At 64.3% G+C, this 23,011-nt stretch carries 30 protein-coding genes, 1 tRNA gene and 1 pseudogene; 14 read left to right on the top strand and 18 right to left on the bottom strand.

Features of this window, described 5'->3' with window-relative positions; translation table 11 throughout:
• The first annotated feature begins 198 nt into the window (after positions 1–198).
• Positions 199–1,797, top strand: a complete 1,599-nt coding sequence (locus BMW90_RS08715; protein WP_048532913.1) for a phosphoenolpyruvate carboxykinase — start codon at positions 199–201, stop codon at positions 1,795–1,797.
• Positions 1,798–1,908: 111 nt separating this feature from the next.
• Here BMW90_RS08715 and BMW90_RS08710 read toward each other — a convergent pair whose 3' ends face one another.
• Positions 1,909–2,220, bottom strand: a complete 312-nt coding sequence (locus tag BMW90_RS08710) for an H-NS histone family protein (RefSeq protein WP_048532915.1) — start codon at positions 2,218–2,220, stop codon at positions 1,909–1,911.
• A gap of 399 nt (positions 2,221–2,619) precedes the next feature.
• Between BMW90_RS08710 and BMW90_RS08705 the strand changes: the two genes are divergently transcribed.
• Together BMW90_RS08705 and BMW90_RS08700 are read left to right on the top strand one after the other, a co-directional pair.
• Positions 2,620–3,357 carry a sulfotransferase-like domain-containing protein gene (locus tag BMW90_RS08705; protein ID WP_074836143.1) on the top strand — a complete coding sequence of 246 codons (738 nt, stop codon included), beginning with the start codon at positions 2,620–2,622 and terminating at the stop codon, positions 3,355–3,357.
• Positions 3,358–3,386: 29 nt separating this feature from the next.
• Positions 3,387–3,767, top strand: a pseudogene (locus BMW90_RS08700) (aminotransferase class IV); the annotation flags it as partial.
• A gap of 74 nt (positions 3,768–3,841) precedes the next feature.
• Here BMW90_RS08700 and BMW90_RS08695 read toward each other — a convergent pair.
• The 4 genes from BMW90_RS08695 to BMW90_RS08680 all read right to left on the bottom strand — a co-directional run bounded on the left by BMW90_RS08695 (position 3,842) and on the right by BMW90_RS08680 (position 7,538).
• A tRNA-Arg gene (locus tag BMW90_RS08695) sits at positions 3,842–3,918 on the bottom strand.
• A 57-nt stretch (positions 3,919–3,975) separates the two neighbouring features.
• Entirely contained in the window at positions 3,976–5,355 is a 1,380-nt protein-coding gene (locus BMW90_RS08690; RefSeq protein WP_048532917.1) for a sensor histidine kinase, read from the bottom strand.
• Positions 5,356–5,369: 14 nt separating this feature from the next.
• Positions 5,370–6,788, bottom strand: a complete 1,419-nt coding sequence (locus BMW90_RS08685) for a dihydrolipoyl dehydrogenase family protein (RefSeq protein ID WP_074836142.1) — start codon at positions 6,786–6,788, stop codon at positions 5,370–5,372.
• A gap of 3 nt (positions 6,789–6,791) precedes the next feature.
• Complete coding sequence (locus BMW90_RS08680) at positions 6,792–7,538, bottom strand: TVP38/TMEM64 family protein (protein WP_139211283.1); 747 nt, start codon at positions 7,536–7,538, stop codon at positions 6,792–6,794.
• Positions 7,539–7,868: 330 nt separating this feature from the next.
• On the opposite strand from BMW90_RS08680, the gene rpmH reads away from it, so the two are divergent.
• The 3 genes from rpmH to yidD are packed head-to-tail and all read left to right on the top strand — an operon-like array spanning position 7,869 to position 8,662.
• Entirely contained in the window at positions 7,869–8,003 is a 135-nt protein-coding gene (gene rpmH, locus BMW90_RS08675; RefSeq protein ID WP_005980833.1) for a 50S ribosomal protein L34, read from the top strand.
• A gap of 21 nt (positions 8,004–8,024) precedes the next feature.
• Positions 8,025–8,444, top strand: coding sequence for a ribonuclease P protein component (gene rnpA / locus BMW90_RS08670; protein ID WP_074836140.1), 420 nt, complete (start codon positions 8,025–8,027; stop codon positions 8,442–8,444).
• Positions 8,441–8,662, top strand: a complete 222-nt coding sequence (gene yidD, locus BMW90_RS08665) for a membrane protein insertion efficiency factor YidD (RefSeq protein ID WP_074836138.1) — start codon at positions 8,441–8,443, stop codon at positions 8,660–8,662. Before rnpA ends, yidD begins: the two co-directional genes overlap by 4 nt.
• A gap of 16 nt (positions 8,663–8,678) precedes the next feature.
• Here the strand turns inward: yidD and BMW90_RS08660 are convergent, their stop codons facing one another.
• Both BMW90_RS08660 and BMW90_RS08655 read right to left on the bottom strand, forming a co-directional pair.
• On the bottom strand, positions 8,679–9,590 hold the full coding sequence (locus BMW90_RS08660; protein WP_074836137.1) for a DMT family transporter: 912 nt from the start codon (positions 9,588–9,590) through the stop codon (positions 8,679–8,681).
• Between the two features lie 51 nt (positions 9,591–9,641).
• A complete protein-coding gene (locus BMW90_RS08655; protein ID WP_074836135.1) occupies positions 9,642–10,133 on the bottom strand; it encodes a GNAT family N-acetyltransferase in 492 nt (163 codons plus the stop codon).
• Between the two features lie 49 nt (positions 10,134–10,182).
• Here BMW90_RS08655 and BMW90_RS08650 point away from each other — a divergent pair, with 49 nt between their 5' ends.
• Positions 10,183–10,596: a GFA family protein gene (locus BMW90_RS08650; protein WP_074836134.1), complete on the top strand. Its 414-nt coding sequence runs from the start codon at positions 10,183–10,185 to the stop codon at positions 10,594–10,596.
• Here the strand turns inward: BMW90_RS08650 and BMW90_RS08645 are convergent, their stop codons facing one another.
• Positions 10,597–11,031 (bottom strand): MarR family winged helix-turn-helix transcriptional regulator, encoded by a 435-nt coding sequence (locus tag BMW90_RS08645; protein WP_074836132.1) that lies wholly within the window; start codon positions 11,029–11,031, stop codon positions 10,597–10,599.
• Between the two features lie 69 nt (positions 11,032–11,100).
• Here BMW90_RS08645 and hmgA point away from each other — a divergent pair, with 69 nt between their 5' ends.
• From hmgA to BMW90_RS08620, 6 genes are all read left to right on the top strand, one after another.
• Complete coding sequence (gene hmgA, locus BMW90_RS08640) at positions 11,101–12,453, top strand: homogentisate 1,2-dioxygenase (RefSeq protein WP_074836131.1); 1,353 nt, start codon at positions 11,101–11,103, stop codon at positions 12,451–12,453.
• A gap of 28 nt (positions 12,454–12,481) precedes the next feature.
• Positions 12,482–12,610, top strand: a complete 129-nt coding sequence (locus tag BMW90_RS27190; protein WP_274566076.1) for a hypothetical protein — start codon at positions 12,482–12,484, stop codon at positions 12,608–12,610.
• Positions 12,607–13,236 (top strand): maleylacetoacetate isomerase, encoded by a 630-nt coding sequence (gene maiA / locus BMW90_RS08635; protein ID WP_074836129.1) that lies wholly within the window; start codon positions 12,607–12,609, stop codon positions 13,234–13,236. The genes BMW90_RS27190 and maiA overlap by 4 nt, the downstream gene beginning before the upstream one ends.
• Positions 13,237–13,278: 42 nt before the next feature.
• Positions 13,279–14,535: a fumarylacetoacetase gene (gene fahA, locus BMW90_RS08630; protein WP_074836128.1), complete on the top strand. Its 1,257-nt coding sequence runs from the start codon at positions 13,279–13,281 to the stop codon at positions 14,533–14,535.
• Between the two features lie 153 nt (positions 14,536–14,688).
• Positions 14,689–15,561, top strand: coding sequence for a TIGR01459 family HAD-type hydrolase (locus BMW90_RS08625; RefSeq protein WP_074836126.1), 873 nt, complete (start codon positions 14,689–14,691; stop codon positions 15,559–15,561).
• A gap of 101 nt (positions 15,562–15,662) precedes the next feature.
• On the top strand, positions 15,663–16,106 hold the full coding sequence (locus BMW90_RS08620; RefSeq protein WP_048532932.1) for a MaoC family dehydratase: 444 nt from the start codon (positions 15,663–15,665) through the stop codon (positions 16,104–16,106).
• Between the two features lie 251 nt (positions 16,107–16,357).
• On the opposite strand, the gene rplP is transcribed toward BMW90_RS08620, so the two are convergent.
• From rplP to rplB, 5 genes are read right to left on the bottom strand one after another with little or no spacing between them, the layout of a single operon-like run.
• Positions 16,358–16,771, bottom strand: a complete 414-nt coding sequence (gene rplP, locus BMW90_RS08615) for a 50S ribosomal protein L16 (protein ID WP_048532933.1) — start codon at positions 16,769–16,771, stop codon at positions 16,358–16,360.
• Between the two features lie 3 nt (positions 16,772–16,774).
• The gene (gene rpsC, locus BMW90_RS08610) at positions 16,775–17,485 is read right to left on the bottom strand and encodes a 30S ribosomal protein S3 (protein ID WP_048532934.1); all 711 of its coding nucleotides are present in this window, start codon (positions 17,483–17,485) and stop codon (positions 16,775–16,777) included.
• On the bottom strand, positions 17,485–17,865 hold the full coding sequence (gene rplV, locus BMW90_RS08605; protein WP_074836124.1) for a 50S ribosomal protein L22: 381 nt from the start codon (positions 17,863–17,865) through the stop codon (positions 17,485–17,487). The genes rpsC and rplV overlap by 1 nt, the downstream gene beginning before the upstream one ends.
• 3 nt (positions 17,866–17,868) lie before the next feature.
• Positions 17,869–18,147, bottom strand: a complete 279-nt coding sequence (rpsS, locus tag BMW90_RS08600; protein ID WP_048532936.1) for a 30S ribosomal protein S19 — start codon at positions 18,145–18,147, stop codon at positions 17,869–17,871.
• Positions 18,148–18,150: 3 nt separating this feature from the next.
• Positions 18,151–18,993, bottom strand: coding sequence for a 50S ribosomal protein L2 (gene rplB, locus BMW90_RS08595; protein ID WP_048532937.1), 843 nt, complete (start codon positions 18,991–18,993; stop codon positions 18,151–18,153).
• Positions 18,994–19,551: 558 nt separating this feature from the next.
• Here rplB and BMW90_RS08590 point away from each other — a divergent pair.
• Positions 19,552–19,983, top strand: a complete 432-nt coding sequence (locus BMW90_RS08590; protein ID WP_244526465.1) for a PRC-barrel domain-containing protein — start codon at positions 19,552–19,554, stop codon at positions 19,981–19,983.
• A gap of 340 nt (positions 19,984–20,323) precedes the next feature.
• Here BMW90_RS08590 and BMW90_RS08585 read toward each other — a convergent pair whose 3' ends face one another.
• The 5 genes from BMW90_RS08585 to BMW90_RS08565 form a co-directional block, all read right to left on the bottom strand.
• The gene (locus BMW90_RS08585; protein ID WP_048532938.1) at positions 20,324–20,620 is read right to left on the bottom strand and encodes a 50S ribosomal protein L23; all 297 of its coding nucleotides are present in this window, start codon (positions 20,618–20,620) and stop codon (positions 20,324–20,326) included.
• Complete coding sequence (gene rplD, locus BMW90_RS08580; protein WP_048532939.1) at positions 20,617–21,234, bottom strand: 50S ribosomal protein L4; 618 nt, start codon at positions 21,232–21,234, stop codon at positions 20,617–20,619. Before rplD ends, BMW90_RS08585 begins: the two co-directional genes overlap by 4 nt.
• Entirely contained in the window at positions 21,231–22,073 is an 843-nt protein-coding gene (gene rplC / locus BMW90_RS08575; protein ID WP_074836123.1) for a 50S ribosomal protein L3, read from the bottom strand. The genes rplD and rplC overlap by 4 nt, the downstream gene beginning before the upstream one ends.
• Positions 22,074–22,086: 13 nt before the next feature.
• Positions 22,087–22,401: a 30S ribosomal protein S10 gene (gene rpsJ / locus BMW90_RS08570; RefSeq protein ID WP_048532940.1), complete on the bottom strand. Its 315-nt coding sequence runs from the start codon at positions 22,399–22,401 to the stop codon at positions 22,087–22,089.
• Between the two features lie 442 nt (positions 22,402–22,843).
• The coding region (locus BMW90_RS08565) for an EF-Tu C-terminal domain-related protein (RefSeq protein WP_456152285.1) at positions 22,844–23,011 on the bottom strand (168 nt) is incomplete at its 5' end.

Here is a 23,011-nt window from a genome sequence, read left to right as displayed (position 1 = left end):
GCGTCACCGACGCGAAATATGATTGCGCTAAACCGTGATTTGGTGGCGCTAACTGCGTCCCTGCGTCCTGTTCACCCTAAGAAACCCCATGTTACACCAGTTGGACCGAGGCCCGGGACAGGGCCGCGGGGGCGGCGCGTTCTGCCGTCAGCAACAAGACTTTCCGGCGCGAGACGCACGGATACATGGAGAAAGAAAATGGCATTTGGACGGGTGAACCCGCAGTTCCGGCTTGAAGATCAAGGGATCGAGGGTCTGGGCAATGTCTATTACAACCTCATGGAACCGGCGCTGATCGAAGAGGCTCTGCGGCGCGAGGAAGGCACATTGGGCCAGGGTGGCGCGTTTCTGGTCTCCACCGGCAAATTCACCGGCCGTTCGCCCAAGGACAAACATGTCGTCAAGACCGAGAGCGTCGCCGACAGCATCTGGTGGGACAACAATGCCGCGATGTCGCCGGAAGGCTTTGACGCGCTCTACCAGGACATGCTGGCCCATATGAAAGGCCGCGATTTCTTTGTGCAGGATCTCGTCGGTGGCGCCGACCCGGCACATTGCATCGATGTGCGCATGGTGACCGAGCTGGCCTGGCACGGGCTTTTCATCCGTCACATGCTGCGCCGCCCCGACCGTGAGGACCTGGACGAATTCGCCGCCGATTTCACCGTCATCAACTGCCCCAGTTTCACCGCCGACCCGGCGCGCCACGACTGCCGGTCGGGCACGGTGATCGCGATGAACTTTGACCGCAAGCTGATCCTGATCGGCGGCACCGAATACGCCGGCGAGAACAAGAAATCTGTCTTCACGCTGCTGAACTACCTGCTGCCGGAAAAAGGCATCATGCCGATGCACTGCTCGGCCAACCATGCGGTGGGCAACCCTGTCGATACCGCGATCTTCTTTGGCCTGTCGGGCACCGGCAAGACCACCCTCTCGGCCGATCCGGCGCGGGTGCTGATCGGCGATGACGAACATGGCTGGTCGGATCGCGGCACCTTCAACTTCGAAGGCGGCTGCTATGCCAAGACCATCAACCTCAGCGCCGAGGCCGAGCCCGAGATTTTCGCCACCACGACGAAATTCGGCACCGTGATCGAGAACATGGTCTATGACGAAGAGACCAAGGAGCTCGACTTCGAGGACGATTCCCTCACCGCCAACATGCGCTGCGCCTACCCGCTGGAGTACATCTCCAACGCCTCGCACAGCGCGCTGGGGGGCCACCCCAAGAACATCATCATGCTGACCTGTGACGCCTTTGGCGTGCTGCCGCCGATCGCGCGGCTGACCCCGGCGCAGGCGATGTATCACTTCCTGTCGGGCTTCACCTCCAAGGTGGCCGGAACCGAACGCGGCGTGACCGAGCCCGAGCCCACTTTCTCGACCTGCTTCGGCGCGCCCTTCATGCCGCGCCGCCCCGAGGCCTATGGCAACCTGCTGCGCGAAAAGATCGCCAAGCACGGTGCCACCTGCTGGCTCGTCAACACCGGCTGGACCGGCGGCGCCTATGGCACCGGAAGCCGCATGCCGATCAAGGCGACCCGCGCGCTGCTGACCGCCGCGCTGGACGGATCGTTGGCCGATGCACAGTTCCGCAAGGATCCGAACTTCGGCTTTGACGTGCCCACCGGCGTGCCCGGCGTGCCCGAGGTGCTGCTGGATCCGCGACGCACCTGGGACAATCCGACGGCTTATGACGCTCAGGCCGAGAAACTGGTGCAGATGTTTGCCGACAACTTTGCGCAATACACGCCTTTCATCGATGACGATGTAAAGGCGGCCGCCATCGGCTGATCTTTTATTGACGCCCTATCAATAAAACCCCCGATGCCTGGCATCGGGGGTTTTTTTGCTTTGTTAAATGCCCGTGTCTCACTCCCGGGCCTCGTCTTTCGACGGAAGGTCTCAGGAAATAAGCATCTCTTCCGGCGAGGTCCCGCGCTCCAATGCCTGGGCGAACCAGCCGGGCTTGCGGCCACGGCCTGTCCAGGTTTGTGTCGGATCATCGGGGTTCTGATACTTCGGCGCCGAAATCTTGCCGCCTTTGCCGGTGGTCAGGTCGGAAAGGGAGAACCCCATCTCCGCCGCCTTGGCCTCGAGGGCTGCCAGTGCTTCTTTTTTCTTTCTGTCCTCGAAAGTACTGATCGCCTTGGCCACCTGTTTTTGCAGCTGCTTCAGTTCTTTCAGAGACAATCCGTCCAGATCGATTTCCGGCATGTTCTCTCCGATAGCTGTCGTTTTGACAATTTAGATCGTTAATTCATCGTGATTAGGCAGTCAATTCCAATATTTGTGACATCAGGTCAACAAATAAATTGTTAACGGCCTCTCCAGAGTGGCAATTCCACCACCAAGACCATCGGAACAATCCGGTTGGTCTCATTCTGATGCAACATATAGGCGACTACTCGACAGAAAGTCAGCCTTGGATTTTCAGTTGGCAAAATTCAGCCAATTTCCGCAATTGACGCTGATGCGCATCGGCTGGAATTGCCATTTCTGGCGTGGCTTGCAAAGCCGCTGAAATCACCGATTGCAGATCGGACGATTGTGGCGCACCCTCACTCAATGCAAGGCCTAGGCCCTTAGAAACAAGGCAGAACGGGAGGTGAGGGAATGAATATCGCGATGTGGTCGGGGCCGCGCAATCTCTCGACTGCGCTGATGTATTCCTTTGGCGCCCGCCACGACTTCGACGTCTGGGACGAGCCGTTTTACGCGGCCTATCTCGCGCAGAGCGGACGGGCCCACCCAATGCGCGATGCAATCCTTGCCGCCGGCGAGGCCGATCCCGCATTGGTTGCACGACGCTGTATGGCGCCAGCTCAGGGCGGTCAGAAAAATTTTTACCAGAAACACATGAGCCAGCACATGCTGCCGGGAATCGACCGAGACTGGTTTGCCGCTGTCGCGCATGTCTTCCTGATCCGGCACCCCGCCCGCGTGCTCGCCAGCTTTGATCGCAAGCTGGAGCGTCCCGGACTCGAGGACATCGGATTTCGGCAGCAGGAAGAGATCTTCGACCAAGTCTGCGCCGAGGGCGCCCCCGCCATCGTGATCGACAGCGCCGATATCCGCCGTGCGCCCGGGACGATGCTGACCCGGCTTTGCGCCGCCCTGGGCATTGCCTACGATCCGGCCATGTTGCACTGGCCCGCCGGTGGCCATGCCCGCGATGGCGTCTGGGCGCCCCATTGGTACGATGCGGTGCACCGCTCGACCGGCTTTGCTGGCCCCGAGGGCCCCCTGCCGGCGCTCTCCGACCAGTTGCAGACGGTCTCGGAGGCCGCTCTGCCGCATTACCGCGCCCTGCGCTCCCACGCCCTCCCCTGCCCCCAAGAGGCCCCGGAATGACCCAGCAAGACCGCCCCCCCCGCGCCCCCGAACAGGCCGGCGCCGACGAGGGGCTGATGCTCGATCCGCATGGCTTCGTGAACACCACCAACGTCTTCATCGTCCGGCGCGGCGAGGTTTGGACCTCGACCGGCGATTACTGCATGAACGGGGTGACCCGGTAAAAGGTGATCGACCTCTGCCGCGACAATGGCATTCCCGTGTTCGAAAAGAACTTTTCGCTATACGAGGTCTATGGTGCCGACGAGGCCTTTCTGACCGGCACTTTCGGCGCGCAGACACCCGTGGCCGAGGTGGACGGCAAGAAAATCGGCACACGGTCCGGCGCCGGCCCGGTAACGGAGCATATCCGGGCGCTCTACAAGGCGTTGATTGCCGAGAATGTGGCAAAGCAGGCAAAGCGCAATTGAATGCCGCGCCAGCGTTTGAATGAGTTCCGAATTGTCCGGGAAATTTCCGCCTGTCACCCCATTTCGGGGGGAAGTGGCGGACCGAGGAGGATTCGAACCCCCGACCCCCTGATTCGTAGTCAGGTACTCTATCCAGCTGAGCTATCGGTCCGTGGAGGCGGGGTATAAGTCAGGGCCAAAGGGTCTGCAAGAGCGAATTCGAAGAAATTCACAAAGTTCCGCTCGGCAGGCGAATTTCAAAGACCGAGCCCTCCGGTCCGGTACGTTCCAGCGTCAACGCGCCGCCGTGCCCACGGATCAACTCGGCGGCAATTGCCAGCCCCAGACCGCTGCCGCCCTTGCGCGCGCCGCCCTGAAACGCCTTGAACAGATGCTCCTGCGCCTTGGCCGGCAGGCCCGGCCCGGTGTCGGTCACCCGGATCAGCCAATGCTCCTCCGCCTCTTCGGCGCAGATGTTGATTTCGCCGGGCTTGCCGGTGGCCATGATCGCCTGCCGCGCGTTGCGCACCAGATTCGACAGCACGCGATAAAGCTGTTCGCTGTCGGCGCGGATGTGCAGGGTGGCGGGCACATCTTCGGAATAGCTGAGGTCGTATTCGCCGGTCGCCAGCCGCTCGCTCTCCATCACGTCGGAAACCAGTTCCGCCAGCGGCACCCGGGTCAGCACCGGCGTCGGCTCTTCGGCGCGACCAAAGGCCAAGGTGGCCTCGCAGAGATTGACCGCACGGGTGATCGAATTCACCAGCTTCGGCGCCAGCCGCTTGACGCCGGGATCCTCGGACATCTCGATCCGGTCGGTGAAGAGCTGGGCCGAGGTCAGGATATTGCGCAGGTCGTGGCTGACCCGCGCCACCGCGCCGCCCAGCTGCGCCAGTCGCTCCTTCTGCTTGAGCGCATGGGTCAGCTCGGTTTCGAGCATCTTGAGCGCCTCCTCGGCCTCGCGCAGCTCGCGCACGCCGGCGGAGGGCTTTATGATGCGCCGGCCGTCCTCGGGCGCGGCGGCATAGGCCTGCATCTGGCCGACGACGCGCTTGATCGGTTTGACGAGGAACACCCGCACGGCGAGGAACAGCAGAAAGGCGGTGGCGATCGAGATCACCGCCGAAAGGAACAGGATGCGCAGCCCGTAGTCGATCATCGCCATGCGCAGCGGCGCGGTGTCCATCGACACCTCGATCAGCAGGCCGGCGTCGCGCAGCGGATTGCCGATCACCCGGATGATCCGCGGCTCGGGATCGACCAGCCGGCGCAGCCCATCGAGGATCAGCGTCAGCGGCGAGGCGTCGCGCAGGTCATAGGTCACGTCGACCGGCTGCGGCATCGGCGACGAAAGAATCAACTGCCGCGCCTCGTCGCGCCGGAGCACGACGTTGTAGACGCCGGCGTTGCGCAGCAGCTCATCCTCGAGATCGGCGTCGATCATGTCGTTGGCCAGCAGCGAGAGCGAGGCGATCTGCGCCCGCTCCAGATGGCCCAACAGGTAATCCTGCCGAAAGCGCGCCACCGAGGGAACAAAGACCATGACCTCCGCCAGCATCACGAAGACGGTTGTCAGGATCAGAAATCGCCCGGACAGCGAATTGAGCATTTGCGGCCAACCCCTTACGGCACCCAGCGCTGGATCAGCCCAACGATGCGTTTGACCGTTGGATTATCAAACAATCGGGGCGAGAAATAGGCCCCCGCTGCGCGTTTGTTGATCTCTCCGACCGTCGGATAAGGCGAAACCATGGCCGCCACATGCTTCATCTTGAGCTTGTTGGCGATCACCAGCGACCAGAGATTGGCCAGTTCCCCGGCCTGGTGTCCGGCGATGGAGACGCCCACGGGGCGGCCTTTCACCACCATGACCTTGATCAGCCCCGCAGTCTCGCGCTCGGTGATCAAACGGTCGCTGTGCGCGAATTCGAACCGGGTGACTTCCAGCCGGTCGCCATGCGCCGCGCGCGCCTGCGCCTCGGTCAGCCCGACCTGCGCCAGTTCGGGCGCGGTATAGGTGGCCCAGGGGATATGCGCCGTCGAGGTCTTGGCCGGCAGGCCGAAGAGCGCCGAGCGGATGACGATGCCGGCGTGATAGCCCGCCACATGGGTGAATTGCAGACCGCCCGCCACATCGCCGATGGCATAGACCCGGCGGTTGGTCGATTTGAGGCTGTCATCGACCTTGACGCCGGCCTTGGTCGTTTCCACCCCGGCCTTGTCCAGATCGAGGCTGTCCAGGTTCGGATTGCGCCCCACCGCCATCAGCAGGTGAGACCCCTTGAAAACGCGGCCGTCCTCGACCTCGACCTCGATGGCACCCGCCTGCCCGCGCACCTCGGCCGCGGCGGCCTCTTCGACGATCTCGATGCCTTCGGCGCGGAGCTGGTCGAGCACGATGGCCGCGGTTTCGGGATCGTCCTTGCCCAGCGCCTTGGCGCCTTCAATCACCGTCACGGCCGAGCCAAGCCGCCGATGGGCCTGCGCCATTTCCATGCCGATCGGGCCGCCACCGATGATCAGCAGGTGCTCGGGCCGCTCGCGCAGGTCAAACAGCGTCTCGTTGGTTTCATGCGGCACCTCGTCGAGCCCGGGGATCGGCGGCACCAGTGGCGACGACCCGGTGGCGATGACAATGCGCCGGGCCGAAATCAGATGTTCGCCGGCCTGCACCTCGCTCTCCGAGACAAACCGCCCGAATTCCCGGATCACCCGCACGCCCAGGCCTTCGAACCGCTCCACTGAATCGACCGGGGCGATCTGTGCGATCACGCCTTTCACGTGATCCTTGGCGGCAGCGTAATCCACCTGCGGCGTCACATCGGCGACGCCGTAGCGGCGGGCATGCGCCTGACCATAGGCCGCCTTGCTGCTGGCGATCAGCGCCTTGGAGGGCACGCAGCCATAGTTCAGGCAGTCGCCGCCCATCTTGTGACCTTCGAGCAGCACCACATCGGCGCCCATCTGTACCGCGCCGGCAGCGACCGACAGCCCGCCAGAGCCCGCCCCGATCACCAGGATATCGGTCTTGATCTTCTTCATGGCTCAGATCTCTTTTTTGCCGCGAACGGATTTGATCACGATGGGCAGCGCTGCCAGCGCCGAAAGACCGAGCAGCGGGCCGAGGATATGAGGCTCCCAGAGCAGACTCAGATCGGGGCTTTCGCCACGGTCGAATACCGCGCCGAGACCGACGCCGATCCAGGTAAAGACGATGGCGCCCGGCACGATGCCCAGGGCGGTGGTCCAGAGGAAATTGCGGAATTTCACGCCGACCAGCGCCGGCAGCAGATTGGCCACAAAGAACGGCACCGCCGGCACCAGGCGCAGCAGCAGAAGCACGCTGATCTCGTTTTCCCGCAGCCCCTCCTTGAGCCGGCGCAGCGTGCCCTCCGAGGCCTCGAGCTTGGCGGTCAGTGTCTTGCCCAGGCCCCAGCGCGCGGCGAGAAAGATCGCCGTGGCGCCGATGGTGGCGGCGGTGACGTTGAACACGGTGCCGGCCGCAAGGCCGAACAGAAAGCCGCCGGTGACCGAGGCCACGGCCGCGCCGGGCAACGAAAAGGCGACGATGGTGACATAGACCGCGACAAAGCCCAGCGCCACGAGCAGGTAGTTGCTGTCGCGCCAACCCAGCAGAAGCTCGCGATTCTCGCGCAGAGTCTCGAAGGTGAGATAATCGCGCAGGGTAAAGAACCCCACGATTGCGACCGTCAGGATGGCGATCAGCGGCAGATTGCGCACGAACGCCGGGCGGACCTTGGTCGGCGGCTGTGGGGATGTCATATCGGTCATTCTATCGACTTTCTCAGGTCTGGCCTGTCTTTTCTCTCCTGAAACATGAGGCCGCGGCCAGAGCGGGCATAGCACAATCACGCCCGCTTGATGCAAGGTGACGGGATCGAGGGCCTTTGAAAGGCCGAAAGCGGGTTTTGAAACATTTGACGACCCCTGCGACAAAAAATGTTGCAGTGCCGGGCGAATGGGCTCATGCGGGGTTTGACTTGGCGGCGCATGGCCCCTATAGCACGGGCTTCAGATTGCCGCCGCACGCGAATCCGCGTGGCCCGTGATGGTGTGCGGCCCGGAATGGCCAGGGATGGCCCAGTAATTGGAGACGGAGCGATGAAACGCACCTATCAACCCTCGAACCTCGTGCGCAAACGGCGCCATGGCTTCCGCGCGCGCATGGCCACCAAGGCCGGCCGCAAGATCCTGAACGCCCGCCGCGCCCGTGGCCGGAAGTCGCTGAGCGCATAAGCGCTCGTCGCGTTCTGACAGATGACACCGCCGGAGGCCCCCGAACTTGGCAGCGATGCCAGCCGGGGAACCCATGCCCCGGCGGTTTTGTCATGCCCGGAAATCCGGGTTCTGAAAAAGCGTGCCGCCTTTCTCGCCGCCGCCCGCGCGCGGCGTCAGGGCACCGGCGGCTTTCTGTTGCAGGCCCGCCGGCGCGGCGATGACGATGCGGCGATCGGGGTGGGCTTTACCTGCTCCAAGAAGGTGGGCAATGCCGTCGCCCGAAACCGCGCCAAGCGCCGCCTGCGCGAGATTGCCCGGCTGATCCTGCCGGAGCTCGGCCAGCCCGGCTGGGATTACGTGCTGATCGGCAAGGCCGAGGCCACCGCCGCCCGCGATTTCACCGATCTACAGAATGACCTGCGCTATGCGCTGCGCAAGGTGCACGGGGGCGGCAGGTGAGCCCGCTGGCCTTTGTCGTGTCGCTGCCGGTGCGCGTCTATCGGCTGATCTTCTCGCCCTGGGTCGGGCACAATTGCCGCTATCACCCGACCTGCTCGGCCTATGCGATGGAAGCGCTGGAGAAACACGGCGCGCTGCGCGGCGGCTGGCTCACCCTGCGCCGCCTGTTGCGCTGCCATCCCTGGGGCCGTGGCGGCATCGACAACGTGCCGGACTGACCGGCCCCGGGCCGGGCTATTGCACATTGGGCTGCGGCGCGGTCGGGCGTTTCTTTGCCAATCCCTCGCGCCAGGCCAGAAGCACCCCGCCCGCAATGATCACCGCCGCGCCCAGCATCGAAACCGGCACCGGCATCGTGCCGAAGACCGTGAAATCGATCACCGCCGCCGAGAGCAGCGTGGCATAGCTGAAGGGCACCACGAGGCTTGCCTCGGCGCGGGCCACGGCGTTGAAAAAGCAGCTTTGCGCCAGCGCCATCGACAGGCCGACGCCCGCCATCCCGGCCCATTGCGCCGGCGAGGGCCAGACCCAGAACGGCAGCATCACCGCGGTGGCGATGCTGAGCCCGATCAGGTTGTTGACCAGGAGCACCTGCACCGGTGCCTCGCGCCCGGCCAGCCGCTTGATAAAGATCACCTCGAGCCCCAGCGCCAGCGCCGCGCCCAGTGCCAGCAGGGCGCCGGACTGAAACGCCCCGGTGCCCGGCCGCAGCAGGATCATCGCGCCACAAAAGGCCAGCCCGGCGGCGGCCCAACGCACCGGCCCCACCCGTTCGCCCAAAAGCGGGATGGCAAAGATCATCGCGAAGACCGGGTTGAGAAAGGAAATCGCCGTGGCATCGGCCAGCGGGATCGCCGCCACCGCGGCAAACATCAACGTCACCCCGGCCCAGCCGCAGGAGGTCCGCTGCACATGCAGCACCCAATGCACGCGGGTAAAGCGTGGCCGCAGCACCGCAACCACGCCGGAAAAGAACAGCCCGGCAAAGAGGAACCGGCCGAAAGTGACCTGAAGCGGATGCAGAATGCCGCCCAGCGTGCCGGAGCCCAGCGCCTTGGCAAAGGCTGTCGAGCTGGCAATGAAAACGGTCGCCAGCAGCATCAGCGCGATGGCAAGGGGGGGATTTTCGGCCTTGGCTTTGAACATGCTGCGCAGTTGCGCTTGCCGCGCCTGATTTGGCAAGCCCCGACGTGCCGTTCAGCCAAAGGCGGCGGGATAGACCAGCGTCTTGGCCGGGATATTCTCACCCGGGGCGAGAATCAGCGTGTGGTCGACCGGATACGGCGAGGCGAGCCCGGCCGCCCGGTCGCGCGAAAAGCCACGGCCCGTGTAAAAGCCCGGCTCGCCCAGCACCACCACGGTCTGCCCGGCGGCCCCGGCCCAGCCCGCCAGCATCTTGATCATGCGCCGGCCATGGCCCCTGCCCTGCCATTCCGGGTGGATCGCCACCGGCGCCAGACAAAGCCAGCCCCGGGGCTGGCGCATCTGCGACAGGGCGAAGTATCCCACCACTTCCGCCTGCCCCTCTGGCCCCGGCAGCACGCTTTCGCCGGCCATCGCGCCCGCCTTGCGCAACCTGGCCACCAGCCGCACCTCCGCGTCACCGCCAAAGGCCGCGCGCAGCAGGCCGTCGACGGCAGGCTCTTCGCCGGGTTTCATCGCGCGCAGGAATCCGGGGGTTTGCAACATCTCGTTTTTCCGATTGCCGGGACAGGTGGCGCGAGGCTAGCCTCTGCCCATGTCAGAGACCAGCCAAAGCGGCGCCTGCCATTGCGGCACGGTGCAATTCACCGCCCGCCTCGCGCGCGGCCTTGCCACCGCCAGCCGCTGCGATTGCAGCTTTTGCCGGATGCGTGGCGCGGTGGCGGTGACGGCCGAGGCGATCGACATCCATCGGGGCCGCGAAGCGCTGACGCTCTATCAATTCGGCAGCTTCACCGCCCGGCACTTCTTCTGCGCCAAATGCGGCATCTACACCCACCACGAACGCCGCTTTCCGCAAGGCCAGGTGGCGGTGAACGCCGCTTGCCTCGCTGGCGTCAGCCCCTTCGACCTTGCCGAGGTGCCGGTGTTCGACGGGCAGGAGCATCCCTCGGATCGGGGCGGCGTGGAACGGCTGGCCGGCGTGTTGCGGTTCACGGCCAAGGCGTGATCAGCGCCCCGACAGATGCAGCAAGGCGCGGCGCAGCGCGACGACATCCTGCGGATCGAGACCGGCGACAAGCCGCGCCTCGTAGTTTCTGGCCACCCCGCGCAGATCGCGATAGGCAGCCTGCCCCGCCGAGGTCAGCGTCAGATGCTCGACCCGCCGGTCGGCCGCATCCTCCTCGCGCAGCAGGAACCGCCGCGTCTCGAGCCGCGCCACCGCCCGGCTGATCTTGGTCTTGTGCACCTGCGCCATGCGGCCGATGTCGCGCGCCGTCATCCGCCCGTAGATGCCGAGGTGAAACAGCACCCGCCAATCGGTGCGCAGCATGCCGTAGCGGTCCTTGTAGATCTTCTGAAACCCGTCAGACGCCACCTCGGAGGCCTGATTGAGCAGATAAGGCAGGAAGAACTGCACATCGAAATCGTCTTTTTCGTCCATGTTTCCGCGATTACCCGTTGTTAGTTACAAAATCAACTATTACCTCAGAGCGCAACAGGAGGACGCGCCATGAAAGACACCCCGCAATCCGCCCCGCTGACCCAGGCCAAGACCCCGGTCGGCACTACGCCGGGCTATATGCCCGGGTTCGGCAATGATTTCGAAACAGAGGCCCTGCCCGGAGCCCTGCCGCAAGGCATGAACAGCCCGCAGAAATGCGACTATGGGCTGTACGGCGAACAGCTATCCGGCACCGCCTTTACCGCCGATCCGCCCGAGCGGACCTGGACCTACCGGATCCGCCCCTCGGTCAAACATTCGCACCGTTACACCAAGATCGATCTGCCGCAGTGGAAGAGCGCCCCCAACGTCAACCCCGATGTCGTCTCGCTTGGCCAGTACCGCTGGGATCCGGTGCCGCATACCGAGGATCACACCTGGTTGACCGGCATGCACACGATGACCACGGCAGGCGACGTCAACAGCCAGCTTGGCATGGCGAGCCATGTCTACCTTGTCACCGAGTCGATGGTCGACGAATATTTCTACTCCGCCGACAGCGAGCTTCTGGTGGTGCCGCAGGAGGGCAAGCTGCGCTTTGCCACCGAGCTTGGCATCATCGACCTTGAACCCAAGGAAATCGCCATCCTCCCGCGCGGCCTGGTCTATCGCGTCGAAGTGCTGGAAGGCCCGTGCCGCGGGTTCGTCTGCGAGAACTACGGCCAGAAGTTCGAGCTTCCCGGCCGCGGCCCGATCGGCGCCAACTGCCTCGCCAATCCGCGCGATTTCAAGGCCCCTGTGGCGGCCTTCGAAGACCGCGAAGTGCCCTCGAGCGTGACCGTCAAGTGGTGCGGCCAGTTCCACCGGACCGAGATCGGGCAAAGCCCGCTCGACGTCGTTGCCTGGCACGGCAACTACGCGCCCTACAAATACGATCTGCGGACCTATTGCCCGGTCGGCGCGATCCTCTTTGACCACCCCGACCCCTCGATCTTTACCGTGCTCACCGCCCCCTCGGGCGTACCCGGCACCGCCAATATCGATTTCGTGCTGTTCCGCGAACGCTGGATGGTGGCGGAAGACACCTTCCGCCCACCGTGGTATCACAAGAACATCATGTCTGAGCTGATGGGCAATATCTATGGCCAATATGACGCCAAACCACAGGGGTTCGTGCCGGGTGGTATGAGCCTCCACAACATGATGTTGCCGCACGGGCCGGACAGAAACGCCTTTGAAGGCGCCTCGAATGCCGATCTCAAGGCCGAGAAGCTGGAAAACACCATGTCCTTCATGTTCGAGACGCGGTTTCCGCAGCAGCTGACCGAATTCGCCGCCAAGGAGGCGCCGCTTCAGGACGATTACATCGATTGCTGGACCTCGCTCGAGAAGAAGTTCGACGGCACCCCGGGGCGCAAATGACCGCCCCCGGCAGGACAGGCCGCGCGGCATGAGCGGCGTCGGCCTGAAACTGCTGGTGATCCTGCCGGTCCTTCTGGGGGGCGGCCTGTTCTTTTATGCCCTGCACCGGCGCAACCGCGCCGAGCGCAGGCAAGACAAGGATGACGACACCACATGAAGCTTTATTCCTACTGGCGCTCGACCACCTCGATCCGGGTCCGCGCCGCGCTCAACCTCAAGGGGCTGGACTATGATATCCAGCCGGTCGATCTTGTCGCCGGCGTCCAGCGCGGCGCCGACTATACTGCGGTAAACCCCGGTCGCGGCGTGCCGGCGCTGGTGCTGGATGACGGCACGGTCCTGACCCAAAGCCTCGCCATTCTCGACTATCTCGACGAGGCGCACCCCGAACCGCCGCTGCTGCCCCAAGGCGCGGTGGCCCGGGCGCAGGCCCGCGCCGCGGCACATCAGATAGCGCTCGACATCCATCCGGTCAACAACCTCAAGGTGATCGGCCAGCTCAAGGCGCTGGGTCACAGCCAGGCGGACACCGTGGCCTGGATGCTGCACTGGATGCGAGAAGGGTTCACCGCCTTCCAGGGCCTGATCCGCCCCGACACGCCCTTCTGCTTCGGCGAGGCCCCCGGGCTTGCCGATCTCTGCCTCGTGGCGCAGATCTACAACGCCCGTCGCTGGCACACCGACCTCACACCCTTTGCGCGGCTGGTGGAGATAGACGCCCGCTGCCAGGAAATCGAGGCCATCGCCCGCGCCATGCCAGACACCCAACCCGACGCCCCCTAGGCTGTGCCTGCATGGCGCAGCAAGACTGACAAAGGAAGACATATGCCCCTGATGAGAAGCTGGGTCGACAGCGCCAATGCGCCCGACTGCCCCTTTCCGCTCAACAACCTGCCCTACGGCGTCTTTTCCACCGGCGAGGAAGAGCCGCGCTGCGGCGTGGCCATCGGCGACAAGATTCTCGATTGCGGCGCCGCCGAATCCGTCGGCCTGCTGAATTTCGGCGACGAGCCGCTGTTTGACGTGCCGTTCTGGAATGAGGTGATGGAACAGGGCCCGGAGCTCTGGGAGCGGCTGCGCAACAGGCTCACCGGCCTGCTGGCCGAAGGCAGTTCATCGCGCCCCTCGGTCGAGCCCTTCCTCGTCGAGCAGGCGGCCGCCACGATGCACATGCCGTTTCTGGTCTCGGAATACACCGATTTCTATGCCGGCAAGCATCACGCCACCAATGTCGGCACCATGTTCCGCGGCGCCGAGAACGCCCTGCCACCGAACTGGCTGCACATTCCGATCGGCTATAACGGCCGGGCCTCCTCGGTCGTGGTCTCGGGCACCGATGTGCGCCGCCCCTGGGGCCAGCTCAAGGGGCCGAACGACGACGCCCCGCGCTTTGCCCCCTGCGCCCGCTTCGATCTCGAGCTGGAGATGGGCGCCATCGTCGGCAAGGAATCCGACGGGCCGGTCACGGTCAACGAAGCCGATGACATGATCTTTGGCTACGTGCTGCTCAACGACTGGTCGGCGCGCGACATCCAGGCCTGGGAATATCAGCCGCTGGGGCCGTTCCAGGCCAAGGCCACCGCCACCACCGTCAGCCCCTGGATCGTCACCCGCGCCGCGCTCGAGCCGTTCCGCTGCAACACGCCGGCGCGCGAAAAGGAGCTGCTGCCGCATCTGCGCGACAACGGGCCGATGCTTTATGACATCGACCTGGCGGTCACCCTTGCGCCCGAAGGCAAGGCGGCGAGCACCGTTGCCGAGACCAATTACAACGTGATGTATTATTCGGCGGCGCAGCAGCTGGCCCATCACACCACCTCGGGCTGCCCGATGAACCCCGGCGACCTGCTCGGCTCGGGCACCATCTCCGGGCCGGAAAAACACCAGCGCGGCTCACTGCTCGAACTGAGCTGGGGCGGCAAGGAGCCGGTGACGCTCGACACCGGCGAGAGCCGCACCTTTCTCGAAGACGGCGATCGGCTCACCCTGACCGGCACCGCCAGGGGCGACGGCTTCACCCTGGGCTTCGGCGAATGCACCGGCCGCCTTCTGCCGGCTTTGAAAGACCCCTACGCGCGCTGAGCCGCCCGCTCACCCGGCGCGCAGCCCCGCGCCGGAACCCCCAGCAACCAATTGCGCGCCCCGGCCCGGCACAGGGCCGGGGCGCGCGCCTCCGGGCTGGCCCGGCCCCGCGATCTGGCCTAAGTCTTGGCCATCTTTGCAAACGAGGCCCCCATGACCCGGATCATCCATTCGCTCTCCGACATTTCCGACCGCTACGACGCCGCCTTTGTCGATCTCTGGGGCTGCGTGCACAATGGCGTCGCGGCCTTCCCCGAGGCCGTCGCGGCGCTTCAGGCGTTTCGCGCCGGCGGCGGCACCGTGGTGCTGCTGACCAACGCCCCCCGGCCGCGCGACGAGGTTGCCGACCAGCTGCGCAGGTTGCAGGTGCCCGACGACGCCTGGGACACCATAGCCACGTCCGGCGACAGCGCCCGCGCCGCCATGTTCACCGGCGCGGTGGGCAGCAAGGTCTATCATATCGGCACGCCCGGCGATGAACGGTTCTTCGGACCGTTGCACTTGATCGACGATCCGGTCGAGATCACCCGCGTGCCGCTGAAAGAGGCAGAAGGCATCGTCTGCACCGGTCCGTTCGACGCCCATGCCGACCCGGCCGATCTGCGCCCCGATCTGCTCTGGGCCAAGCAGAAAGACCTGCCGCTGCTCTGCGCCAATCCCGACATCGTGGTCGACCGCGGCGAGACCCGGGAGTACTGCGCCGGGGCCATTGCCGCGCTATATACCGAGATGGGCGGCACCAGCCTCTACTTCGGAAAGCCGCATCCGCCGGTCTATGACCTCGCCCGCCGCCGCCTGGCCGAGGTGCGCCCCGGCGTCGCCAATACCGCGATCCTCTGCATCGGTGACGGCCCGCATACCGACATCGACGGCGCGATGGGCGAGGATATCGATTCTCTCTTCATCTCTGGCGGCCTGGCCGCGCAGGAAACCAAAACGTCGCAGGATCCCGAAGAATCCGCTCTAAATGCTTATCTCACCAAGGAAAATATCAACCCGACTTATACGATAGGTCGCCTTCGCTGACCTAATAAGGCTTGATTTTCTGCGCGTGCGAAGTAATTATATTGCGAATGTCGCCCCGGTGACGCCCTATAATTACGCTCACGGTCACGAAAGGGAGCCTCATGTTGGACAATATGCCCCGCGGCACGATCTGCATCGAAGACATCGAAATGGGCATGACCCGTCACCTGCGCAAACAGGTGACGGATCTGGATATCGAGCTCTTTGCCCAGGTCTCCACCGACCGCAATCCGGTGCATCTCGATGACGATTATGCCCAGGACACGATCTTTGAAGGCCGGATCGCCCATGGCATGCTGACCGCGGGGCTGATCTCGGCGGTGATCGGCGAGCAGCTTCCGGGCCATGGCACCGTCTACATGGGCCAGACGCTCAAGTTTCTCGCCCCGGTGCGGCCGGGTGACATGGTCTATGCCGAAGTCAAGGTGGTCGACATCGATCACGCCAAACGCCGGGTGACCTTGGAGTGCCATTGCGCGGTCGATGGCAAGAAGGTGCTGATCGGCGAAGCCAAGGTTCTGGCGCCGTCGCGCAAGTTCGACTGACCGGGCGGTGGGGTAAAACCCCACCCTACGGCGGACGGCCTTGGTCAGACCGGCGTCCGCGGGGCCGTGTCGCCCAGGCTCGGCTGACCCTGCCGCCGTCCTGGACTTGATCCGGGACCTCCCCCCTTACCACCGTTCCCGGACGCGGCCCTGTGGCCCTGCACCCAGCCAGCCTCCCGCAAAAGAAAGACCCCCGCCGATCTCTCGGCGGGGGTCTTTTTGCGTAGGGTGGGTTTCTCAACCCACCGAACTTACCAGTCCTCGCGAACCACGACCCGGGTCTTGATCGGCAGCTTCATCGCCGCCAGACGCAGCGCTTCGCGCGCCACATCTTCCGACACGCCGTCGATCTCGAACATCACGCGGCCCGGCTTGACCTTGGCGGCCCAGAAATCCACCGAACCTTTACCCTTACCCATCCGGACTTCGGTGGGTTTGGAGGTCACGGGGGTATCCGGGAAGATCCGGATCCAGACGTGGCCCTGACGTTTCATGTGACGGGTCATGGCACGACGCGCCGCTTCGATCTGGCGCGCAGTCACACGCTCGGGCTGAAGCGCCTTGAGGCCATAGGTCCCGAAGTTCACATCGCTGCCGCCTTTTGCCTCACCGGCAATGCGGCCCTTGAACATCTTGCGGAATTTTGTGCGTTTGGGTTGCAACATGGCTTAGTTCCTCCGGCCACCGGCGCCGCGGGGGGCGGGGCCATCCTGGATTTCCTGGGCCTTGCGGTCACGCGCTTGCGGGTCGTGCTCCATGATCTCGCCTTTGAAGATCCAGACCTTGATCCCGATGATGCCGTAAGGCGTGGTCGCCTCGACATGTGCGTGGTCGATATCGGCCCGCAGGGTGTGAAGCGGCACGCGGCCTTCGCGGTACCATTCGGTCCGGGCGATCTCGGCGCCGCCAAGACGGCCCGCGACGTTGACCCGAATGCCCAGGGCACCCATGCGCATGGCGTTCTGCACCGCGCGCTTCATGGCGCGACGGAAGGACACCCGGCGCTCGAGCTGCTGAGCGATGCTTTCGCCGACCAGGCGGGCATCCAGCTCGGGCTTGCGCACTTCCACGATGTTGAGGTGCAGCTCGCTGTCGGTCATCGCGGCAATCTTCTTGCGCAGCGTCTCGATGTCCGCGCCTTTCTTGCCGATGATGACACCGGGGCGCGCGGTGTGGATCGTGACGCGGCACTTCTTGTGCGGACGTTCGATGATCACACGGGCGACACCGGCCTGCTTGCATTCTTCGTGAATGAAGTCGCGGATTTTCAGGTCTTCCAGCAGAAGATCCCCGTAATCCTTGGTATCGGCGTACCAGCGGCTGTCCCAGGTGCGGTTGACCTGGAGGCGCATGCCGATCGGATTGGTCTTGTTACCCATTAGGCTTGCTCCTCGATCTGACGCACCTTGATGGTGATTTCCGAGAACGGCTTGTGAATCTTGCCGAACCGGCCACGGGCCCGCGGGCGACCGCGCTTCATGATCAGGTTCTTGCCGACATAGGCTTCGGCGACGATCAGCTCGTCGACGTCAAGACCGTGGTTGTTCTCGGCGTTGGCGATGGCCGACTGGAGGCACTTGCGCACCTCCACGGCAATCCGCTTCTTCGAGAAGGCCAGATCGGTCAGCGCCTTTTCCACCTTCTTGCCGCGGATCAGACCGGCGACGAGGTTGAGCTTTTGCGGGGACGTGCGAAGCATGCGCAGTTTTGCCATTGCTTCGTTGTCGGCCACGCGGCGGGGGTTCTTTTCCTTGCCCATGACTTACTTCCGCTTCGCTTTTTTGTCGGCGGCATGACCGTAATAGGTCCGGGTCGGCGAATATTCACCGAACTTCTGACCGATCATGTCTTCGCTGACGTTGACAGGGATATGTTTCTGACCGTTGTAGACGCCAAACGTCAGGCCCACGAACTGGGGCAGGATCGTCGAGCGGCGCGACCAGATCTTGATGACTTCGTTGCGACCGGATTCGCGCGACGCTTCGGCTTTTTTCAGCACGTAGGCATCGACGAAAGGCCCTTTCCATACAGAGCGCGACATGAATTAGCGACCCTTCTTCTTGGCGTGACGCGAGCGCAGGATGAGCTTCTGCGACGCCTTGTTCTTGTTGCGGGTGCGCGCACCCTTGGTCGGCTTGCCCCAGGGCGTGACCGGGTGACGGCCACCCGAGGTCCGACCTTCACCACCGCCGTGCGGGTGGTCGATCGGGTTCATCACGACACCACGGACCGACGGGCGGATGCCCTTGTGGCGCATGCGGCCGGCTTTACCGTAGTTCTGGTTCGAGTTGTCGGGGTTCGACACGGCGCCAACGGTGGCCATGCACTCCTGACGCACCAGGCGCAGCTCGCCCGAGGACAGGCGGATCTGGGCGTAGCCACCGTCACGGCCGACGAACTGGGCATAGGTGCCCGCGGCGCGCGCGATCTGGCCGCCCTTGCCGGGCTTCAGCTCAATGTTGTGCACGATGGTACCGATCGGCATGCCCGAGAACGGCATTGCGTTGCCCGGCTTGATGTCGGCTTTCTGCGCGGCGACGACCTTGTCGCCGATCGCGATCCGCTGCGGAGCCAGGATATAGGCCTGGTCGCCGTCGACATATTGCACGAGGGCAATGAAGGCGGTGCGGTTGGGGTCATATTCGATGCGCATCACGACGGCTTCGACGTCATGTTTGCTGCGCTTGAAGTCAACGATCCGGTAGAGGCGTTTCGCCCCGCCACCCCGGCGGCGCGAGGTAATACGTCCGGTGTTGTTCCGGCCGCCCGATTTCGTCAGACCCTCGGTGAGGGCTTTGACGGGGCGTCCTTTCCACAGCTCCGAACGGTCGATCAGCACCAGCCCGCGCTGGCCCGGCGTCGTCGGCTTATACGACTTGAGTGCCATGCTTTCTGTCTTCCGTTTAGCAATGCGAGGCTTTCCGCCCCGCTATGTTTGGGCTCTTGCGAGCCAGAGTATAGGGCCCCGAAGGTCCCCGGTTCGTGCGCCACCTGCCCCGCCCATCGCGCCCCAGGCTTGCCCCGGGGCCCCCTGGCCCATGAGGTCCCGGGGCAAGCCCGGGACGGGGTATCTGGCTTTGCCGGCCCGCGCGATGCACCAAGACGACAAAACACACAGCCCCAGACGAATCTGGGGCGGTGCGGATGGGGTCTGATAGGGGAAGGCGGCGTTGGGGTCAAGCGCCATGGGGTGCCAGGCACATCATCGCGACACAAGCGGCCTTCGACATGCCGAACGCTCCGTCATTCCATCCGCTCCGGCACCGGTTTTTGGGAATTTTTCCAAATCGCCTCGGAACCAAACCGCCGCCGAATTCGTAGTGTCGATGAAGACAGACACGAAGGAGACTATCACATGACACGTCTGACCACACTCGCCCTCACTACCGCTCTGGTTGCCGGACCGGCGTTTGCCGCGTCCCACGTGGATGCCAATGACGCCGCCATGGATGATAGCGCAAGCACGATGGAATCGAGCGCGACGACCATGGGTGACGCCGAGCCTGCCATGGATGCCGACGCACCGCTGGACTATGCCCAACTGATCCGCTCGCGCGACATTACCGGCGGCGAGATCTACACCATCAACGGCCCGATGGACGACGACACGTGGGGCAACTGGGATTACGAGGGCGTCGGTCCTGACTGGAACGACATCGGCGAGATTGAGGACATCGTGCTCGACCGCAGCGGCCAGATGGTCGGCGTGGTGGCCGAGGTCGGCGGCTTTCTCGACATCGGCGACAAACACGTGCTGATCCGCATGGACGACGTGCGCCTCTCGGCCGTCGACGACGAAACCTATGTGCTCGTGACCCGGAAGACCGAGGAAGAGCTGGAGCAGATGGAAGCGGTCGACGAAGGCTGGTGGGACTGAGTTTTTCTCGGTAGGTTAATCAGTGAAGGGGTCCGGTTCGGGCCCCTTTTTTTCGTCCGCGCCCGCCCCGCCAGCGCATGCGGCACATCAGGGGCGCCGGACCCTTGCGACGGCACGCGGCATCTCTGGGCGCCCCGGAGCCGTGCCGCAACGGGTTCCAAGCACACGACGCAGGACGGGTGACAACCCGCCATGGCGCCCCCTCGCTTCCCTCAAGCCCGTCACCGCCCCAGCAGCCTCGGTCATATCCAGCGGCGCCCCCGGCCCCCGAGCCTTGCAAAAGAAACCCCCCGGCCGCTCGCGCAGCCGGGGGTCATGATCCTGACCTTCGATCCTGTCTTTACAGACCGGTGGTCACGTCGATGGTGTTGCCCTCTTCGAGCATCACATAGGCCTTCTTGACGTCTTTCCGCTTGCCCATCTGGCCGCGGAAGCGCTTTACCTTGCCTTTGGTGATCGTGGTGTTGACCGCCTTGACCTTCACACCAAAGAGCGCCTCGACGGCCTCCTTGATTTGCGGCTTGGCGGCGTCAATCGCCACTTCGAAAACCACCGCGCCATGTTCGGACGCCATGGTGGATTTCTCGGTGATGACCGGCTTGCGGATCACATCGTAATGTTCTGCCTTCGCGCTCATTTCAGACGAGCCTCCAGTGCTTCGACAGCCGCCTTGGTGAGCACCAGGGTGTCACGCTTGAGGATGTCATAAACGTTTGCGCCCACCGACGGCAGAACGTCGAGACCGTCGATGTTGCGCGCGGCCTGCGCGAAACCTTCGTTGATCTCAGCACCGTCGATCACCAGCGCCCGCTTCCAGCCCAGATCCTTGACCTGTTTGGCCAGCGCGCTGGTCTTGCCTTCGGACGCGGCGTTTTCGATCACGACCAGCTGACCGGCTTTCGCCTTGGCCGACAGGGCGTGCATCAGGCCCAGCTTGCGGACCTTCTTGGGCAGATCGTGGCCATGCGACCGCGGGGTCGGGCCCTTGTAGATACCACCCTTGCGGAAGATCGGCGCATTGCGGTCACCGTGGCGCGCGCCGCCGGTGCCCTTCTGGCGATAGATCTTCTTGGTCGAATAGCTGGTTTCCGAGCGGGTCTTGACCTTGTGAGTGCCGGCCTGTGCGTTGTTACGCTGCCAGCGGACCACCCGGTGCAGGATGTCGGCGCGGGGCTCGAGGCCGAAGAGCGCGTCGTCCAGCTCGACCGAACCGGCGGAACCGCCGTCGAGTTTGATCACGTCGAGTTTCATTCCTCGCCTTCCTTCTTCTCGGCTTCGATTTCCGCTTCGGCGGATTTCAGAGCCTCGGCTTCGGCTGCGGCCTGTTCCTCGGCCAGGCGGGCTGCCTCGGCTTCGGCTTCTGCGGCGGCTGCGGCAGCGGCTTCTTCAGCGGCTTTCGCGGCTTCGTCGGCAGCAGACTTCAACGCGGCAGGCAGGATCGCGTTCTCGGGGAACGGTTTCTTGACGGCATCGCGCACGGTGACCCAGCCACCCTTGGAGCCCGGAACCGCGCCCTTGACCATGATCAGGCCACGGTCGGCATCGGTTTTCACCACTTGCAGGTTCTGCGTGGTCACACGCACTGCACCCATGTGGCCGGCCATCTTCTTGCCCTTGAACACCTTGCCCGGGTCCTGACACTGACCGGTCGAACCATGCGACCGGTGCGAGATCGAGACACCGTGCGTGGCGCGGAGGCCGCCGAAGTTGTGGCGCTTCATCGAACCGGCGAAACCCTTACCGATCGAGGTGCCGGAGACGTCGACGAACTGGCCTTCGAAGTAATGATCGGCGGTGATTTCCTCACCGACGTTGATCATGGCTTCGGGGGCCACGCGGAACTCCGCCACCTTGCGCTTGGGCGCAACGTTGGCTTTCGAGAAGTGGCCGCGCATCGCCTTGGAGACCCGGTTGGTCTTGGCGGAACCGGCGCCGAGTTGAACGGCGGAATAGCCGTGCTCGTCCGCGGTGCGCTGCGCGACAACCTGAAGGCCATCGAGTTGCAGCACGGTCACGGGAATCTGCTTGCCGTCTTCCTGGAAGAGGCGGGTCATCCCGACTTTCTTTGCAATGATACCAGAGCGCATCATGGTCGTGCCCTCCTTACGCTTGCAGCTTGATCTCGACGTCCACACCAGCGGCCAGGTCGAGCTTCATCAGCGCGTCCACGGTCTGGGGGGTCGGATCGACGATGTCGAGCAGGCGCTTGTGGGTCCGGATCTCGAACTGGTCGCGCGATTTCTTGTTCACGTGGGGGCCACGCAGAACGGTGAATTTCTCGATCTTGTTCGGCAGCGGGATCGGGCCGCGCACATTGGCGCCGGTCCGCTTGGCGGTGTTGACGATCTCCTGCGTGCTGGCATCGAGCACACGATAGTCAAACGCCTTGAGCCGAATGCGAATGTTTTGGCTTTGCATTGGTCTTAGCCTTCATTGGCGTTGAGGTTGAGAGGAGGATGGACGACCACCGCCGACCCTCGTCGAACCTTGAGGGCGGGGAATCACCCCGCCCTCACATTCCCATCGGGAACCCGCGCGCTATACAGGGGGCGCGGCAGTGTGGCAAGGGGGCAAGCGGCGGTTTTGTCCCCTGCCCCGGCCGCCCGCGGGTGATGCCGCGCGGCCTTGTCGTTTGCCGCGAAACTCCGGGGCGAGCCCTGGAGCCTGTCTGGCGCGATCGGGCGAGAGGTCCCGGATCAGGTCCGGGACGGGGCTGCGGGTGGCCTCGCGTCCCGGCCCCGCGCCGGGGCCTCGTGGTGGGGATGCCGCACCTGGCATCGGGCACAAAAAAGCCCGGCGACCCGCAGGGGCCGCCAGGCTGGAAGTGCTGTCCCGGGTCAGGCCCGGGACGGGATCGCGATCACTCGATGATCTTGGAGACGACGCCCGAGCCCACGGTGCGGCCGCCTTCACGGATGGCGAAGCGCAGGCCTTCTTCCATCGCGATCGGGGCGATCAGCTCCACGGTGAACTTCAGGTTGTCGCCCGGCATCACCATCTCGGTGCCCGAGGGCAGCTCCACGGTGCC

This window comes from Marinovum algicola (assembly GCF_900109145.1).
Classification (GTDB): Bacteria; Pseudomonadota; Alphaproteobacteria; order Rhodobacterales; family Rhodobacteraceae; genus Marinovum; species Marinovum algicola.
The sequence above is the reverse complement of the archived record's forward strand: the minus strand, read 5'-3'. Positions and strand labels throughout refer to the sequence as shown.